This window comes from Achromobacter sp. RT286_PF (assembly GCF_059760425.1).
This window is the reverse complement of record NZ_JCBAMR010000012.1, coordinates 1-16,846: the sequence shown is the minus strand read 5'-3', so window position 1 is coordinate 16,846 and position 16,846 is coordinate 1. Positions and strand designations below refer to the sequence as shown.

Here is a 16,846-nt window from a genome sequence, read left to right as displayed (position 1 = left end):
GTCTCCTACGCCGGTTGCCCGGCTTGATGCAATGTTGTTGTCAGACCGGACGTTGTGCCGGCTCGTGCGCCGCAAGCCGCGAATCGCGGCGGGCGAATAGGTAATAGAGAATGCTGGGTACGATCAGGCCGATGATCCACGACACATCCACGCCGCCCAGCCGTTCGACCATCGGGCCGGTATATAGCTTGGTCGAGATGAACGGCATCTGCACCAGCACGCCAAACGCGTACACCAGGATGCCGGGCAGGTTCCAACGCCCGTAGCGCCCGTTCGGGTCGGACAACGCGGCCACGTCGTAGCGGCCACGGTTGATGAAGTAGTAGTCCACCAGGTTCACCGCGCTCCAGGGCACGAAGAAGGCCAGCAGGAACAGGATGAAGGACTTGAACGCGTTCAGGAACGAATGCTGGCCCACCAGCGCCACCGCCGTGGCCGCGCCCACGATCAGCACCACCGCCACCGCGCGCTGGCGCCGCGATATCTGCACGTGCCCGCGAAAGCCGCTGACGATGGTCGCCATGCACATGAAGCTGCCGTAGGAATTCAGCGTCGAAATCGTGACCTTGCCGAAGGCGATGCTGAAGTACAGCAGCGCCGCCATCGTGCCCGTGCCGCCCAGCCCCACGATGTACGCCACTTCGCGCCCCGCGAATTGGCCGGCGGACATCGCAGCGGCCAACACGCCCAGCACCATGGCGATCTGCGCGCCCAACACCGAGCCCAATCCCACCGCCAGGAACGTCTTGGCCGACGATGTCGAAGCCGGCAGATAACGCGAATAGTCGGCCACGTAGGGGCCATAGGCGATCTGCCAGGACGCCGCCAGCGACACCGCCAACAGGAACGGCCCCCAGGCGAAATGCCGGATTTGCAGCAACTGCGCCACGTCGCCCACGGCGACCACGCGGCTGAACAGGTACACGAACGCGATCAGCCCGAACACGGTGGCAACGCGCCCGATAAGGTGAATGACGCGGTAGCCGAACAGCGTGGCCACCACGATGACCGACGCAAAGATCAGGATGCCCACAGTATCGCTGACGCCGAACAACTGGCCCAGCGCCTGGCCGGACAGCACCGTGCCCGTGGCCGTGAAACCCAGGTACATCAAGCACACCAGCACAATCGGAATCGCGGCGCCGTAAACGCCGAACTGCACGCGGCTGGAGATCATCTGCGGCAAGCCCAGCTTGGGTCCTTGCGCCGCGTGCAGCGCCATCACGACACCGCCCAGCACCTGCCCGATAAACAGCCCGATCAAGGACCAGAACACGTCGCCGCCCAACACCACCGCCAACGCGCCGGTGACGATCGCGGTGATCTGAAGGTTGGCGCCCATCCACAGCGTGAACTGGCTGTAGAGCTTGCCGTGCCGTTCGGACGGCGGAATGTAGTCAATCGAACGCCGCTCGATGAGCGGCGCGGAACCGGCCTCGCTGTCTTGCGCCATCGCATTGCCTCGTGAGTGACGTGGGGCGGACCGATGCGGTCATGGCCCCACGCGGGTTGGCGGGATCGGGGGGGGTGCGGAAGGGTTGTGCCGCGCTTAGCGCTGGGCGTTGACCATGGGCAGGTTCAAACCCTGCTCTTTCGCGCAGTCGATGGCGATGTCGTAGCCGGCGTCGGCATGGCGCATCACGCCCGTGGCCGGGTCGTTGGTCAGCACGCGCGCAATGCGTTCGGCGGCCTCATCCGTGCCGTCGCACACGACGACCATGCCCGAATGCTGCGAGAACCCCATGCCCACGCCGCCGCCGTGATGCAGCGACACCCAGGTGGCGCCGCTGGCGGTGTTGAGCAAGGCGTTCAGCAGCGGCCAGTCGGACACGGCGTCCGAGCCGTCGCGCATGGATTCGGTTTCGCGGTTGGGGCTGGCGACGGACCCGGAATCCAGGTGATCGCGGCCGATGACGACGGGCGCCGATAGCTCGCCCGAACGCACCATTTCATTGAATGCCAGACCCAGCTTGGCGCGCTGGCCCAAGCCCACCCAGCAGATACGCGCCGGCAAGCCCTGGAAGCTGATGCGTTCGCGCGCCATCTCCAGCCAGCGGTGCAGGTGCGCGTCATCGGGTATCAGTTCCTTGACCTTGGCGTCCGTCTTGTAGATGTCTTGCGGGTCGCCCGACAGCGCGGCCCACCGGAAGGGGCCCACACCGCGGCAGAACAGCGGGCGGATATACGCGGGCACGAAACCGGGGAAGTCAAACGCGTCTGCCACGCCTTCTTCCTGTGCCATCTGGCGGATGTTGTTGCCGTAGTCGAAGGTGGGGATGCCCTGGCGCTTGAACGCCAGCATCGCCTGCACGTGCACGGCCATCGATTGCTTGGCGGCCTTGATGACGACGGCCGGTTCGCGCTTGGCGCGTTCGCGATATTCGGGCCACGTCCAGCCGGCCGGCAGATAGCCGTTCAGCGGATCGTGCGCACTGGTCTGGTCGGTGACCATGTCGGGCTTGACGCCGCGGCGCACCAGCTCGGGCAGCACGTCGGCAGCATTGCCGCACAGCGCGATGGACACGGCGCGGCCTTGCTCGGTGTACGTCTTGATGCGCGCCAGCGCGTCATCCAGATCGGTGGCCTGCTCGTCCACGTAGCGGGTACGCAGACGGAAATCGATACTGGCCTGCTGGCATTCGATGTTGAGCGAACATGCGCCCGCCAGCGTGGCCGCCAGCGGCTGCGCGCCGCCCATGCCGCCCAGCCCGGCGGTCAGCACCCAGCGTCCGGCAAGATTGCCGCCGTAGTGCTGGCGGCCCGCCTCGACGAAGGTTTCGTACGTGCCCTGCACGATGCCCTGGCTGCCGATGTAGATCCAGCTGCCCGCCGTCATCTGGCCGTACATGGCCAGGCCCTTGGCGTCCAGTTCGTTGAAGTGTTCCCACGTGGCCCAATGCGGCACCAGGTTGGAGTTGGCGATCAGCACGCGCGGCGCGTTGGCGTGGGTCTTGAAGACGCCGACCGGCTTGCCCGACTGCACCAGCAACGTTTCATCGTCGTTCAGCTGCGTCAGCGATTCGACGATCTTGTCGTAGCAGTCCCAGTTGCGAGCGGCGCGGCCAATGCCGCCGTACACCACCAGTTCTTTTGGATTTTCAGCGACGTCCGGGTCCAGGTTGTTCATCAACATGCGCAGCGGCGCTTCGGTCAACCAGCTTTTGGCGGTCAGCTGGTTGCCACGCGGCGCGCGGATAACGACATCGCGATATCGATTCGATTGGTCCAAGACAGTCTCCTTGATCGGTTCTGCCGCGCGCGTACCCGCAGCGCGGCGATTGCCCGCATCATAGGATGCCTATGCTTGTATATACAAGATAGGACGAGACGAATTTTGGTAGGGGTTTACCCCCAATGAGCCAAGGGATGCAGCTCGATCACGCAAGCGTTCACAGCGCCGTTGCCGGCAAGGCGATACGAGGCCAGGGCTTGCCGCCCGTCCACATGCAGGCAGTCGTAGCGCGCAGGCAGCGCATGGTCGACCCCGTCCACGTTCAACGTCAGGGCGTCGCCGGCGTTCAGCACCAGCAGGCTGTGCGCATCGCTATGAAACGCCCATGGCCCGGCGCCGGACGCCCATTGCAGCCGAGCGTGATAACGCTGCGGCTTGTAGATCAGGTTGAAGTCGCGGATCGGCCCGTCCAGCAAACGGCACTGGACCTGCGCGTCTCCCAGGAACGCGTAAGGCTGATACGGCATCAGCGGCGCCTGTGCCTGGCCGTCAACAGTCAGTTCGATGCCGCTGCCTTCCAGCACGGTGATGATGCGCTGATAGCCCGCGAACGCCGAAAAACCGCCGTCTTGCGCGACGTCGGCAATCGACAGGCGCCAGTCGAACGCGGCGGTGCTGCCGCCAGGGTTGCACGCGACTTCCTGCGTGGTGCCGCCGCCGTTTTTCCACGGCATGCGCGGGTAGTCGGCAGCGCGATACAGGCGAACGTTGGGCGGATTCATGTGGTGAACTTGCCTTCCAGACGGTGGCGCGAGCCGGGGTGGATCAGCCGCGCCAGCGTCACCGCGCGGTCGCCGGACCACGTGCGGCGACGGATCAACAGGCACGGCTCGCTGCGTTCGATCTGCAACAGCTGGCATTCGCGCGGCTTGGCCAGGATGGCCTCCACAACGTGTTCGCCTTCGCTAAGCGGTGCCACGCGCGTCAGGTATTCGTACGGAGTGTGCTGCGTGAAGTCCTGTTTCAGGTAGTCCGGCGCCAACCGCACATTGACGTAGCGGTCTTCCAGCTGAATCGGCACGTCGTCCTCGAAATGCACGATGACGGAATGGAATACGGGTTGGCCCACGCGCAGGTCCAGCGCCAGCGCCTGCTCGGACCCGGCCGGCTCCTCGGCCAGGCGCACCACGCGGCTGTGGTGCCGATGGTTGCGCGCGGCAATCTCGTCCGCGATGTTGTTCACGGCAAACAAAGCCGAGCGCGCCTTGGGCTGCGCCACGAACGTGCCCACCCCCTGCATGCGCACCAGCAAGCCCTCGGCCGTCAGCTCGCGCAGCGCGCGGTTGATCGTCATGCGGCTGAATCCCAGCTCGTCGACCAGTTCGCTTTCCGAGGGCACCCGGTAGTGCGCGGGCCACGCGCCCGTGCGGATCTGCTGCGCAATCATCTGCTTGACCTGCGCATACAGCGGGGCGGGCAGCGCATTGGCCTGGACGGGTAGTCGGGGGGGAGAAGAAGCCACGGAATGATCCTGGAGTGGGCGCCACACGGCGGTGAAAAACGGCTTGTAGTATAGACAGGTACACATGTCTTGCGAATGACCCCGCGCTTTTCGTATACTCCCCCCCTGTATCGTTTTCGGAGCCTGCCGTGCCGCATTCGCCGGAAGAAAAAAAACGTGTCGTTACCCGCTTGCGCCGTATCCAGGGGCAGGCGTTAGCATTGGAACGCGCGGTCAACGAAGGCACGGAATGCGGCGCGCTGCTGCAACAGCTGGCCGCCTTGCGCGGTGCAGCCACCGGCCTGATGGCCGAGGTGCTGGAAAGCCATCTCCGGGAAACCTTCCTGCAATCCGCCCAGGGCGGGCCGCAACACGCCGGGATCGACGCCGAGGCCGAGGTCGACCAGCTGATGCGCATCGTCCGTTCCTATTTGAAGTAATCCCCCCGACATTCGTGGAGCAAAATTATGAAATCACGCGCAGCAGTCGCATTCGGACCCGGCAAGCCGCTGGAAATCGTTGAGATCGACGTCGCGCCCCCGCAGCGCGGCGAAGTGCTGGTGCAGATCACGCACACCGGCGTCTGCCACACCGACGCGTTCACGCTCAGCGGCGACGACCCCGAAGGCCTGTTCCCCGCCGTGCTGGGCCACGAAGGCGCGGGCGTGGTCGTGGAAGTGGGCGAAGGCGTGACGTCGCTGAAGCCGGGCGACCACGTCATTCCGCTCTACACGGCCGAATGCCGCGAATGTAAGTTCTGCCTGTCCGGCAAGACCAACCTGTGCCAGAAGGTGCGCGCCACCCAGGGCAAGGGCGTCATGCCCGACGGCACCTCGCGCTTCAGCTACGAAGGCAAGCCGCTGTACCACTACATGGGCTGCTCGACCTTCAGCGAATACACGGTCGTCAACGAGATCTCGCTGGCCAAGATCAACCCGGCCGCCCCGCATGAAAAGGTTTGCCTGTTGGGCTGCGGCGTGACCACCGGGCTGGGCGCCGTGCACAACACCGCGAAGGTCAAGGAAGGCGACACCGTCGCCGTGTTCGGTCTGGGCGGCATCGGCCTGGCCGTGATCCAGGGCGCGGTGCAGGCCAAGGCCGGCCGCATCATCGCCGTGGACACCAACCCGAACAAGTTCGTGCTGGCCAGCGCCATGGGCGCCACCGACTGCATCAACCCGAAGGACTACGACAAGCCCATCCAGGACGTCATCGTCGAACTCACCGACGGCGGCGTGGACTTCTCGTTTGAATGTATCGGCAATGTGCACGTGATGCGCGCCGCGCTGGAATGCTGCCACAAGGGTTGGGGCGAAAGCATCATCATCGGCGTGGCCGGCGCCGGCCAGGAAATCAGCACGCGCCCGTTCCAGCTGGTCACGGGCCGCGTGTGGCGCGGATCGGCCTTCGGCGGCGTGAAGGGCCGCACGCAACTGCCGGGCATGGTCGAAGACGCGATGAGCGGCAAGATCGACCTGGACCCGTTCGTCACGCACACGCTGCCGCTGGATCGCATCAACGAAGCCTTCGACCTGATGCATGAAGGCAAGTCGATCCGCACCGTGATCCACTTCTAAGGATCACGCGGCAACGCCGGGGCGTCAGGACGTCAGTTCAAACTGGCGGTCGGACGCCCCGCGTTCTTGGTACACCTGCTCGGTCTGCCCCACGAAATGCGCCAGCGAGAACTCGCGCAACGCGGTGTTGCGCGCTTCTTCGCCCATCTTCGCGGCGATGGCGCGATCGTTCAAGAGGGTGGACACGGTGGCCAGCACGCTGCTGACGGAACCGGGCGGCACCACCCAGCCGTTGCGCCCGTCGGTCACGTTCTCGGTCAGGCCGCCCACCTTGCTGACGATGACCGGCTTGCCCGCCGCCATCATTTCGCGGCACGCGAACGAGATCGTCTCCAGACGGGACGACAACACAAACCCCACATCCAGTGCCGCCAGGAAAGGCCGCACGTCGTCAAGCAAGCCCGTGAACACGACTTGATGCGTCATGGCCAGGTCGGCCACGCGCTGGCGCTGTTCGTCGTCGGGTTCCTTGCCGGCAATCAGGATCACGACCTGATCGCGCTGGTGCTCGGGCAGCAGCGACACGGCGGTCACCATGTCCAGCCAGTTCTTGTACACGGCAGTGCCGGCGTTGCTGCCAATCACCAGCCGGCGCTGCATGGCCTTGGGCAACAGCGCGGCGCGCGCTTGGGCGACTTCGTCAGGGGTGGCCGGTCGATACTGAAGCGTATCCACGCCGTTGTGCACCACGCGCAGGTCTTCATCGCGAAACACCGAATCTTTCATCCGGCGAAACGTGTGGCCGCACACGCAGATGACGCGGTTGGTGCCCCACTTGGCGCGCATGCGCACACCCAGGCTGTTGGCGCTGCGATCGGTATGCTGCGTGTAGACAATGAACGGGCGCTTGGCGCCCATGCCCACCGTGGCCAGCATGCACAGGCGATGGTCGGCCGAGCCGTTCACGTGGATCACGTCGAACTGTTCGCGGCGCAGCAGCGCGCGCAGCCGCCGCAACGCGCTTAACTGCTGAAACGGGCGGCCCTTGAATTCCAGGTCAACGGAGTGCACGCCGGGCAAGGCGTGGGCTTCGGCCAGCAGGCGGCTGCCAAGCGGCGCGGCCACGGTAATCTGGGCGCGTTGGCGCAGCATGCGTGCCAGGGACATGACGTAGGTGGTGTGCCCGCCGCCATCGCCCTGGTGAAAGTTGGTGTACAGAATCTTCATCGTGATAGGCCCGAGAACCGTTGCGGGGAAGGCGGGGATTCCCCTTGTTTGAGCAAACAGCTCCAGTGGCGCTTTTCAAATATGTCCTCGCCCAGGCGGCTGTTCAAGGACAGGTTGTAGACCTGAACGCCGTGCGCGCGCAGCAGGCGGCTGGCCTGGCGGAACGCCGGTTCGATATGTCCGGCAAACTGGCGGTCCAGCGCGGTGGCCAGCTGCGCGCCCGGGCTTTCGTAAAAGCGCGGGCCGGCCGTGGCGGTCAGGTCCAGGCCGTGCAGGTACAGCGTGCGCGCGCCCATCCAGGCCAGCAGTTGCAAGGCCGTGTAGGCCACCGTGCCGCCGCCGAACAGGCCGCGCGACGGGTTCAGGCTGAAGCCATGCGCGTGCTGCGGGTGATGCGCGTCGAACAACACCAGCTCGGGGTCGCGCGCCAACCGCGCGGCGAGGGCATCGGGTTGCGCGCGCGGTTGCAGCGCACGCTGGTGCACTTCCTCGAACAACGCAATGCGGCACCGAACCGCCTTGGCGTCGAACAAGTACGAAATCCACCGGTACACCTCGGGCGTGACAAACAGCAGCAGGTCCTGCGACAAGACCTCGGCAACCAAGTCGCGCCGGCGCTTCACAAAGCCCGCGTCCAGCATCGCGTAGTAATCGAAGCGCAACGAGGGATGCGCGCGCCGCAGCGCAATCGACCCGTTCACGCCCATCACGTTGCCCAGTCGGCAACGCGCATAGTCGATGTCAGCAATGGAAGGGCCGCTAAGGATCAGGTGGGCGTCGCCGGTGATGTCTCGCGGCACGTCGGCCAGGGGCAAGGTAGCCGGGCCTTGCACGCCGAGCACGTTGCAGGACAGCAAGCGGTCGTGGTCGCGGGCATCGCGGCGTACTTTCACCAGCGGCCACAAGGTTTCGTTATGCCGATAGGCGCCGGCTCGCGTATAGCGGTAAAGATAGCGAAAGCCCTTGGTCAGCGGGCGCGACCGGAGCAAACGGGGAACGAGGGCAAATCGGGTCATGAACGGTGCCGCTGACAGCGCGGCGAAACCTTACGAGGCGCTGATTCTACGAGGGCGCCATGCCCGCCAACGCGTCCGAAACATTTGTGATGTAACAGCATGGCAGGGCATTCGATCGCGCCCTTTTTTTTGCGCGCACGCTCCGTCGTCGTGGCCGTCCCATATGGCGAAACCCGCGCCAGCGCTGCCTCCCAGGGCATTGCGCGCGCGCGCGGCCCCTGCGCACCATTAGCGTGCATGCTTACCGTGACGAACGCACTATCGGCGGCACCACGCCGCAGAGTGTGCGTTCGTACCTTCCATTACCTTTTGCGCCAAAGCGAAAGGGGAATGCAAGAAAGTGCGCGCGCGTCGTCAGCCCGCGTGGCGCACGCTGACCAGGCTCAGGATCTCGAACAGCATCTGCGCCCCCGCGTGCGCGGTGTTGGCCGTGGCGTCATAGGCGGGCGCCACTTCGACCACGTCGCCCCCGATGATGTCGATACCCGCCAGCGCCCGCAGGATGGCCTGCGCTTCGCGCACGGTCACGCCGCCCACCTCGGGCGTGCCCGTGCCCGGCGCAAACGCCGGGTCCAGGCAATCGATGTCGAACGAGACATACACCGGCGTGTCGCCCACGACCTTGCGCGCCTGCGCGACCACGGCATCCACGCCCAGGCGGGCAATGTCTTCCGCGTGGATGACCGTCATGCCGGACTCGTACGAGAATTCCCAGAGGTATTCCGCCGCGCCACGGATGCCGATCTGGATGGTGCGCGTGGGGTCCAGCACGCCGTCCAGCACGGCTTGGCGGAACGGGCCACCGTGGTGAAAGCGGCTGCCGTCGAACGGGCCGCCCGTATCGCAATGCGCATCGAAGTGGATCAGCGAGACCGGCGCGCGTCGGCCCAGCGCACGCAGGATCGGCAGGGTAATGGAATGGTCGCCCCCCACCGAAACCGGAATGACCCCCGCCGCATGGATCTGGGCGTACGCGGTTTCGATATCTTCATGTGATTGCTCCAGGTTGAAGCGGCTGCGCATCGGCACATCGCCGATATCGGCCACCCGCAGGTCGTGCGTGGGCGTGCAGCGCAAGACGTGGTGGTAGGGGCCGACGCGTTCGATGGCGCGCAGCGCGCGCGGCCCAAAACGGCAACCGCTGCGGTTGCTGGCGCCCAGGTCCATCGGCACGCCGGTCAGCGCCACTTGCAGGTCGCCGAAGTCGGGCGCTTGCCAGTCGATGGGGCGTGCCGGGGCGTCCAGCAAGGTAGGCATGCCCGCATAGGGCGCGCTGCGCGTGCCGCTGCCGTCGATGATGTTGACGGCCACTTCGCGAAAATGCGGGTCGTGGATGGTGGCTTCGTTGGCGCCGCCAAAGCGGGCGCGCAGCGCCGCAAGGCGCTCCGGGGTAAAGCGCATGATGTGCTCCTGAAATAAAAGGTTCATTTGGCGTCGGCTCGCGGCACGGGTGTATCGCCCCAAGGCGCGCCCGCCCGCCCCAGCAGGCTGATCAGCACAAAGCCGGCGGCGCTGGCCGCTAGCGCCGCGTAGACCGGTGTGTTGGCCGCCAGGCCGTCCTTGACCATGAACGCAATGGCCGCCGCGCAACCCAGCAGCATCCCCGCCATTGCGCCGGCGGTGGTGGCGCGGCGCCAGTAGATGGCACCCAGCAACGGCACCAGCATGCCGCCCACCAGCAGGTTGTACGCGCAGGTCAGGGCGCTCATGACGTCATCGACCACCAACGCCACGCCTAGCGCCGACAGCGCGGCCAGCAGCGTGATCAGCCGGTGCACGCGCACGTCGGTGAACGAGCGCCCGCCCCGCAGCGCCGGCAACAGGTCTTCGGCCAGCACGGTGGACGTGGCCAGCATGGCGGCGCTGGCCGTGGACATCATGGCCGCCAGCGCCGCGGCGATGACCAGGCCGCGTATGCCGTCCGGCAGGCCCGCCTGCACGATGGCGGCGAACGCATGGTTGACGTCGGGCAGATCGGGCAGCAGCACCTTCGCGGTCATGCCGATCACCGCGCCCACCAGGCCGTACACGATGCAGTACAACCCGGCGGCGGTGCCCGCCACGCGCGCCACGCGTTCGTCACGGGCAGTGAAGACGCGCTGCCAGATTTCCTGGCCGATCAGGATGCCCAGGAAGTAGATGACGAAGTAGGTGATGATCGTGCCCCAGCCGATGTTCGTCAGGCTGAAACTGGCGGCGGGCAGCTGCGCCACCAGCTGGTCCCAGCCGCCCACCCGTATCAGGCAGATGGGCAGCAGCACGAACATCAGGCCCACCGTCTTGATGATGAATTGCACGATGTCGGTCAAGGTCAATGACCACATTCCGCCTAGCGTGGAATACACCGCGACCACGCCGCCGCCGACCACGACCGACACCCAGAACGGCAGGTCGAACAGCACCTGCATCACCGTGCCCATGGCGATGACGGACGTGGCCGCCAGCATCAGCGCATACGCCATCATGACCAGCGCGCTGACATGCTTGGCGCCCGCCGTGAAGCGCCGTTCAAGAATCTGCGTCACCGTGAAGATGCGCAGCTTCAGCAGGGGTTTGGCCAGCACCCGGTTCAGCACGATGATGCCCAGCCCCAGCGCCCCGCATAGCCAGAACCCCGAAATACCGTATTGATATCCCAGCCGCACCGTACCCACCGTGCTGGCCCCGCCCAGCACCGTTGCCGCCATGGTGCCCATGTACAAACCGGGCCCCAGGTTGCGGCCCGCCACCAGATAGTCTTCCTGGGTTTTTGCCCGCCGCATGCCGTACCAGCCCAGCAGCAGCATGCCGCCCAGGTAGAGCATGACGACTCCTATGTCCAACGCCATTTTCAAGGTCTCCTTACCGCAGGGCAGCCATATGGTTATGGGATCCGTTGCGCCTGCCCACGCACCGGATTCATCAAGCAACCCGGATCTTCGGTGAAGTGGCAAGAAAAATATCGCGGTTGCCGCGAATGTCGGACTCATCTGATATCGTTGCTCAATCCCTTTCCAGTTATTACCGCTCATGCCGCCCCTACGCCCCGATTCGCCCGCCTTGCAGGACGCCATCGCCGACGCCATCAGCACGGCCACGCGCGGCGCGGGTCGCGTCAACATCCTGATCGCGGGCAAGACCGGCGTGGGCAAGAGCACGCTGATCAACGCCGTGTTTCGCGGCGATCTGGCCAAGACGGGCGCGGGCAAGCCCGTCACGCAGACCACCCAGGAATACACCAAGCCCGGCCATCCGCTGACCATCATCGACACGCGCGGCCTGGAAGTGGGCGACTACGCGCGCTCGCGCCAGGCGCTGACGGACTTGATCCAGGAACGCTCGGCGTCCGACGACCAGGACAAGCACGTGCATGTGGCCTGGCTGTGCATCCAGGACAGCAGCCACCGCGTGGAAGACGCCGAGATCGAACTGGCCGACATGCTGGCCACCGCCGGCATCCCGGTGGTGGTGGTGCTGACCAAGGCGCGCAAGAACAGCCCCTTCGTTGCCGAGGCGCACAAGCTGCTGCCGCGCGCCAAGCAGGTAGTGGCCGTGCGCGCGCTGCCGGAATGGATCGAAGAACTGGACGCGGAACTGCCGCCGATGGGCCTGGACAAGCTGATTGAAGTCACGGCCGAGCACATCCCCGAGGGGCAGCAGCGCGCCTACGCCAATGCCCTGTCCACCCGCAACAAGAAGGCCCTGGAAGTAAAAAAAAAGCGGGCTGAGATAGAAGTGAACGTGGCTGCCGGCCTGGCCGCGTCCGCCGCCGCCGCGCCCATTCCGTTTTCGGACGCGTTTGCGCTGGTGCCGATCCAGGTCGGCATGATCGCCAAGATCGGCATCACCTTCGGCATGGAGCTGGACACCACCGCCATCACCACGCTGGTCACCTCCACGCTGGGTGCGTCGGCGGCCACGCTGATCGGGCGGTCGGTGGTATCGGGCATGCTGAAATTCATTCCGGGCGCGGGCAGCGCCGTGGGCGGCACCATCGCCGCCACCACCGCGGGCGCCATCACCAAGCTGCTGGGCAATGCGTACGTGGCCGTGCTGTACGACTTCTGCTTGAAGAACCCGGGCAAGGACATCGACATCGGGATGATCGCGCAGGCGCTGCGCCAGCGGGTAAAGCTGTGACCTGCCGCGCCACCCCATGCAATGAATCGTGTTTCTACGACAACATTCGTTAGATTCACGCCTTTTCAGGCCCGCGCCTTAACTATTGCCAAGACGGCGACGTAAAGCCGTAGATCCCTCATTCCATTCGCGGGACAGCCCACGCGTACGCCGGCCAGGCCCGCCAGACGCGGGCGCTTCCCCCCGCCCCCTCATCCAATGATCATCGACAATTCCGACGTCATGTACCGGCACCTTGTGCAGGGTGTCGTCGACTACGCCATCTACATGCTGCATCCGGACGGCACAGTCGCCAACTGGAACGCCGGGGCGCAGCGCGCCAAGGGCTACACCCAAGAAGAGATCGTCGGCAAGAACTTTGCGTGCTTCTACACGGCCGCCGACCAGGCCGCCGGCTTGCCGCAACGCGGCCTGGCCACGGCGCGCGAACAGGGCCGCTTCGAAGCCGAGGGCTGGCGCGTGCGCCGCGACGGCACGCTGTTCTGGGCCAATGTCGTGATCGACGCCATCCGCGACGACCAGGGCGAGCTGATCGGCTTTGCCAAGGTCACGCGCGACGTCACCGAACGCCGTGAACGCGAACAGCAGCTGGTGAAGGCCAAAGAGCTGGCCGAACACTACAACTCGGAATTGACGTCGCTATCCAGCTTCCTGGATGCCGTGGTGTCGCACATCCCGTCGTGCGTGCTGGTGATGGACGCCGTGTCGCGCAATATCCTGCTGGCCAACCGTCAGGCGGAAGCGACGTTCGGCGTCACGCGCGCCCAGATGCTGGGCAAGACGGCGCAGCAGTGCCTGCCTGAACCCGTGTGCGAATTCCTGGACCGGCTGACGCACGACGCGTTGCGATCGGACGGCGCCCTGCGTGAAGCGGAAGAAGAGCTGACCACCGCGCGCGGCATGCGCACCTTGCGCACGCGCACGCTGGTTTTCCACAGCAACGACCCGCGCTCGCGTTACGCGCTGCTGATCTCCGATGACGTCACGGACGAGAACGCGGCGCATGCCCAGGTGCGCTACATGGCGCATCACGACACCCTGACCGGCATGCCCAACCGCCGGCTGTTCCGCGAGCAGCTTCTCAAGGCGCTGCACCACTGTGCCGACGACCGCCGCACCGCCGTGCTGTGCCTGGACCTGGACAATTTCAAAAGCGTGAACGACACGCTGGGCCATCCCTGCGGCGACGAGCTGCTGCGCCTCTTGGCCAAGCGGCTGCCGAAGGTGCTGCGCGAGCAGGACACGCTGGCCCGCCTGGGCGGTGACGAATTCGCGGTGGTGCTGCCCAACATCGGCCAGCAGGACGACGTGCGCAAGATGGCCGAACGGCTGATCGACGCGGTGCGCCAGCCCTTTGAAGTGGACGGCCATACGGTGCCGATCAGCGTCAGCATCGGTATCGCGCTGGCCGAGACGCCCGAATACACCGCCGACCACCTGCTGCGCTACGCCGACATGGCGCTGTACGAAGCCAAGCGCAACGGCCGCAACCGCATGGCGTTCTTCCGGCCCGAGATGGAGGCCGCCGCGCTCAAGCGCCATGAAATGGAAATGGACTTGCGCCAGGCCATCATGGGTCAGCAATTGCAGTTGTATTACCAGCCCATCCTGGACGTCAGCCACGTGCGCATCGTCGGGCGCGAAGCGCTGATGCGCTGGCAGCATCCGGCCAAGGGCCTGATCATGCCGGGCGACTTCATTCCCATCGCCGAAGAAACCGGCCTGATCCACGAGCTGGGCGCCTTCACCCTGCACGAGGCCTGCGCCGAAGCCATGCGCTGGGACGACCACGAAACCGTGGCCGTGAACCTGTCGGCCAGCCAGTTCACCAACAGCGCGCTGGTGTCGCTGGTGGAATCGGCGTTGACCAAGTCCGGCCTGCCGGCGCGGCGGCTGGAACTGGAGATTACCGAATCGGTGCTGCTGGCAAACTCGGCCTCCAACCTGAACACGCTCAAGCGCTTGAAGGCGCTGGGCGTGAAAGTGGCGCTGGACGACTTTGGCACGGGTTATTCGTCGCTGGGCTATCTGCGGTCGTTCGATTTCGACAAGATCAAGATCGACAAATCGTTCACCCAGGACGTCGAATCCAGTAAAGAAGCACTGGCCATCATTCGCGCCATCAACGGCATCGGACGCAGCCTGGACATTCCGACCACTGCCGAAGGCGTGGAAACCGCCGCGCAGCTGGACCGGCTGACACAGGAAGGCTGCTCGCACTTCCAGGGTTACCTCTTGGGCCGCCCGGTGTCGCATGACGCACTGCCAGAAGAAAAGCCGTAAGCGCCCGGGTCTATACTTTTGGAATCATCGGGTGCGCTGCGACGCGCCAACTGCCCGATGCCCCGCATGCCGCGCGTCGGATGTGCCATTACGCAAGCGCCCCTGGGCGCTGCGCAAGGAGACAATCATGACCCGCAAATACATCGACTGCCGTGAGTTTCCAAGCGAGATGAATTGCTCGGTAGCCCTGGCCGCGGATTCCGACGACGAATTGCTGGAAGCCGCCGTGCAGCATGCCACCACCGTGCACAAGCACGCCGACTCGCCAGAGCTGCGCTCGCAGCTCAAGACGATGTTCCACGACGGCACGCCGCCCACTGACGCCCCGCGCGCCGCCTGATCGCGCTTTGCTGATGAATCGCCGGGGCTATGGCTGCCCCGGCGCGGCCTTCACGTCAGTGGCCGCGCGCACCACATCGAACAGATTCTTGGGATCCTGCAACCGCGGCGCCACTTCAATGCGAGCGCCGATGCCAAATCGGACGGCGCTGTCGCGCAACCAGCGCAAGGCCGAAAAGTCTTCCAGCGCAAAACCCACCGAATCGAAGATAGTCACATCTTCGGCGCTGCGGCGGCCGGCCGCCTGCCCCGTCAGCACGCGCCACAGTTCCGTCACCGGAAAATCCGCGGGCATCTGTTGCAGGTCGCCTTCAATGCGCGTCTGCGGTTCGTATTCGACAAAGACAGCGCCCCGGCGCAGCACGTCGGCATGCAGCTCGGTCTTGCCCGGGCAGTCGCCGCCCAAGGCGTTGATGTGCATGCCGGGTTCAACCATGTCGGCGGTCAGAATGGTGGCGTAGGCCTTGTCGGCGGTCACGGTGGTAACGATGTCCACCCCCTTAACCGCCTGCGCGGTGCCGTCAAACGCGACCACGCGCAGCGTCGGGGCGACGGCGGCCAGGTTGGCTTGCAGCTTGCGCGTCGCAACGGCGTCCACGTCGTACACATGCAACACGTCGATACCCAGCACATAGTGAAATGCCAGGGCCTGGAATTCCGCCTGTGCCCCGTTGCCAATCAACGCCATCGAGCGCGAATCGGGCCGCGCCAACGCGCGGGCCGCCAGCGCCGACGTGACGGCGGTGCGCAGGGCGGTGGTCAGGGTCAGTTCGCTGATCAGCAGCGGTTCGCCCGTGCTGACTTGCGCCAGGGCGCCAAACGCCATCACGGTGGACAGGCCGGTTTGCGGGTTGTCGGGGTGGCCGTTCACGAACTTGAAGCTGTACAGCTCACTGTCGGCGGCGGGCATCAGTTCGATGACGCCGGCAGGGGAATGACTGGCGACACGCGCGCACTTGTCGAATTCTTGCCATCGCAGAAAATCGGCCAGCACATAGTCCAGCAGATCGGTGAAAACCTTGCGCGGGCCGTATCGGGCCACGATGGTGGCAACGTCCGACGTCGTGAGCAATGTCGTCATTTTTTTCTCCCCAAGTTATGGAAAGGAAATTCTGGCCGATGCCCAAATCAATTCATAGTGACAACTTTCCACACGAAACGCTAAGATTCTGGCGATTCGACAGCCAACATTAGCACTTTGCACAATGGACACGCTAGACCAAAGCTTGCTGGGCCTGCTGCGCGCGAACGCCCGCCTGTCCATCGCCACGCTGGCCAAGAAGCTGGACGTATCGCGCGGCACCATCGACAACCGCATCCGCAAGCTTGAAGAGCGCGGCATCATCGTCGGTTATACCGTGCGCCTGCGCCCCGAGTCAGAAACGGACGACATCGTGGCGTGGATCAGCATCGCCGTGGAAGGCCACGAAACCCGCAAGATCGTGAACCTGCTGATGGGCGAACCCGCGGTGGCGGGCCTGCACGACACCAACGGCCGCTGGGACCTGCTGGCGGAACTTCGGGTGCCCACCATCGACCAGTTGTCCGAAGTGCTGGACAGGCTGCGCACCCTCAAGGGCATCTCGGCCACCGAGACCAGCATCCACCTGAAGACATTCAAAGCCATCTGAACGGACTGGGGCCGAGGCGGGCAGGGGCGAATGCCCCGGCC

General features: G+C 65.2%; 15 protein-coding genes. 6 read left to right on the top strand and 9 right to left on the bottom strand.

The window, feature by feature from the left end:
• Positions 1–40: 40 nt before the first annotated feature.
• From AC6LJY_RS12035 to hutC, 4 genes are all read right to left on the bottom strand, one after another.
• Entirely contained in the window at positions 41–1,453 is a 1,413-nt protein-coding gene (locus AC6LJY_RS12035) for a purine-cytosine permease family protein (protein WP_498136020.1), read from the bottom strand.
• 96 nt (positions 1,454–1,549) lie between these two features.
• Positions 1,550–3,229, bottom strand: coding sequence for a urocanate hydratase (hutU, locus tag AC6LJY_RS12030; protein WP_104144860.1), 1,680 nt, complete (start codon positions 3,227–3,229; stop codon positions 1,550–1,552).
• Between the two features lie 116 nt (positions 3,230–3,345).
• Positions 3,346–3,954 (bottom strand): HutD/Ves family protein, encoded by a 609-nt coding sequence (locus AC6LJY_RS12025; protein ID WP_498136019.1) that lies wholly within the window; start codon positions 3,952–3,954, stop codon positions 3,346–3,348.
• Positions 3,951–4,694 carry a histidine utilization transcriptional repressor HutC gene (gene hutC, locus AC6LJY_RS12020; RefSeq protein ID WP_046805633.1) on the bottom strand — a complete coding sequence of 248 codons (744 nt, stop codon included), beginning with the start codon at positions 4,692–4,694 and terminating at the stop codon, positions 3,951–3,953. The genes AC6LJY_RS12025 and hutC overlap by 4 nt, the downstream gene beginning before the upstream one ends.
• Positions 4,695–4,822: 128 nt before the next feature.
• On the opposite strand from hutC, the gene AC6LJY_RS12015 reads away from it, so the two are divergent.
• Entirely contained in the window at positions 4,823–5,113 is a 291-nt protein-coding gene (locus AC6LJY_RS12015; RefSeq protein ID WP_046805570.1) for a metal/formaldehyde-sensitive transcriptional repressor, read from the top strand.
• Positions 5,114–5,140: 27 nt separating this feature from the next.
• A complete protein-coding gene (locus AC6LJY_RS12010; RefSeq protein ID WP_104144862.1) occupies positions 5,141–6,250 on the top strand; it encodes an S-(hydroxymethyl)glutathione dehydrogenase/class III alcohol dehydrogenase in 1,110 nt (369 codons plus the stop codon).
• A gap of 24 nt (positions 6,251–6,274) precedes the next feature.
• Here AC6LJY_RS12010 and AC6LJY_RS12005 read toward each other — a convergent pair whose 3' ends face one another.
• From AC6LJY_RS12005 to AC6LJY_RS11990, 4 genes are all read right to left on the bottom strand, one after another.
• Complete coding sequence (locus AC6LJY_RS12005; RefSeq protein WP_046805568.1) at positions 6,275–7,417, bottom strand: glycosyltransferase; 1,143 nt, start codon at positions 7,415–7,417, stop codon at positions 6,275–6,277.
• On the bottom strand, positions 7,414–8,433 hold the full coding sequence (locus AC6LJY_RS12000; protein WP_498136018.1) for a WaaZ-like lipopolysaccharide core biosynthesis protein: 1,020 nt from the start codon (positions 8,431–8,433) through the stop codon (positions 7,414–7,416). The genes AC6LJY_RS12005 and AC6LJY_RS12000 overlap by 4 nt, the downstream gene beginning before the upstream one ends.
• Before the next feature lie 354 nt (positions 8,434–8,787).
• Complete coding sequence (speB, locus tag AC6LJY_RS11995) at positions 8,788–9,834, bottom strand: agmatinase (protein ID WP_485858695.1); 1,047 nt, start codon at positions 9,832–9,834, stop codon at positions 8,788–8,790.
• Positions 9,835–9,857: 23 nt separating this feature from the next.
• Positions 9,858–11,261 carry a sodium:solute symporter family protein gene (locus AC6LJY_RS11990; RefSeq protein WP_120153521.1) on the bottom strand — a complete coding sequence of 468 codons (1,404 nt, stop codon included), beginning with the start codon at positions 11,259–11,261 and terminating at the stop codon, positions 9,858–9,860.
• Positions 11,262–11,442: 181 nt separating this feature from the next.
• Between AC6LJY_RS11990 and AC6LJY_RS11985 the strand changes: the two genes are divergently transcribed.
• From AC6LJY_RS11985 to AC6LJY_RS11975, 3 genes are all read left to right on the top strand, one after another.
• Positions 11,443–12,552: a YcjF family protein gene (locus AC6LJY_RS11985; RefSeq protein WP_046805565.1), complete on the top strand. Its 1,110-nt coding sequence runs from the start codon at positions 11,443–11,445 to the stop codon at positions 12,550–12,552.
• A 198-nt stretch (positions 12,553–12,750) separates the two neighbouring features.
• Complete coding sequence (locus AC6LJY_RS11980) at positions 12,751–14,835, top strand: putative bifunctional diguanylate cyclase/phosphodiesterase (protein ID WP_498136017.1); 2,085 nt, start codon at positions 12,751–12,753, stop codon at positions 14,833–14,835.
• A gap of 127 nt (positions 14,836–14,962) precedes the next feature.
• Entirely contained in the window at positions 14,963–15,175 is a 213-nt protein-coding gene (locus tag AC6LJY_RS11975) for a DUF1059 domain-containing protein (protein ID WP_046805564.1), read from the top strand.
• Between the two features lie 27 nt (positions 15,176–15,202).
• On the opposite strand, the gene ocd is transcribed toward AC6LJY_RS11975, so the two are convergent.
• A complete protein-coding gene (gene ocd, locus AC6LJY_RS11970) occupies positions 15,203–16,255 on the bottom strand; it encodes an ornithine cyclodeaminase (protein ID WP_498136016.1) in 1,053 nt (350 codons plus the stop codon).
• 124 nt (positions 16,256–16,379) lie between these two features.
• On the opposite strand from ocd, the gene AC6LJY_RS11965 reads away from it, so the two are divergent.
• Positions 16,380–16,805: an Lrp/AsnC family transcriptional regulator gene (locus AC6LJY_RS11965; protein WP_498136015.1), complete on the top strand. Its 426-nt coding sequence runs from the start codon at positions 16,380–16,382 to the stop codon at positions 16,803–16,805.
• The last annotated feature ends 41 nt before the right edge of the window (positions 16,806–16,846 follow it).

What these genes read in the sequence shown, in the direction of transcription:
- AC6LJY_RS12035 (WP_498136020.1), bottom strand. Translation starts at nt 1,453, where the DNA reads ATGGCGCAAGACAGCGAGGCCGGTTCCGCGCCGCTCATCGAGCGGCGT.
- AC6LJY_RS11975 (WP_046805564.1), top strand. Translation starts at nt 14,963, where the DNA reads ATGACCCGCAAATACATCGACTGCCGTGAGTTTCCAAGCGAGATGAAT.
- AC6LJY_RS12000 (WP_498136018.1), bottom strand. Translation starts at nt 8,433, where the DNA reads ATGACCCGATTTGCCCTCGTTCCCCGTTTGCTCCGGTCGCGCCCGCTG.
- AC6LJY_RS11980 (WP_498136017.1), top strand. Translation starts at nt 12,751, where the DNA reads ATGATCATCGACAATTCCGACGTCATGTACCGGCACCTTGTGCAGGGT.
- AC6LJY_RS11985 (WP_046805565.1), top strand. Translation starts at nt 11,443, where the DNA reads ATGCCGCCCCTACGCCCCGATTCGCCCGCCTTGCAGGACGCCATCGCC.
- speB (WP_485858695.1), bottom strand. Translation starts at nt 9,834, where the DNA reads ATGCGCTTTACCCCGGAGCGCCTTGCGGCGCTGCGCGCCCGCTTTGGC.
- AC6LJY_RS12025 (WP_498136019.1), bottom strand. Translation starts at nt 3,954, where the DNA reads ATGAATCCGCCCAACGTTCGCCTGTATCGCGCTGCCGACTACCCGCGC.
- AC6LJY_RS11990 (WP_120153521.1), bottom strand. Translation starts at nt 11,261, where the DNA reads ATGGCGTTGGACATAGGAGTCGTCATGCTCTACCTGGGCGGCATGCTG.
- AC6LJY_RS11965 (WP_498136015.1), top strand. Translation starts at nt 16,380, where the DNA reads ATGGACACGCTAGACCAAAGCTTGCTGGGCCTGCTGCGCGCGAACGCC.
- ocd (WP_498136016.1), bottom strand. Translation starts at nt 16,255, where the DNA reads ATGACGACATTGCTCACGACGTCGGACGTTGCCACCATCGTGGCCCGA.
- AC6LJY_RS12005 (WP_046805568.1), bottom strand. Translation starts at nt 7,417, where the DNA reads ATGAAGATTCTGTACACCAACTTTCACCAGGGCGATGGCGGCGGGCAC.
- AC6LJY_RS12010 (WP_104144862.1), top strand. Translation starts at nt 5,141, where the DNA reads ATGAAATCACGCGCAGCAGTCGCATTCGGACCCGGCAAGCCGCTGGAA.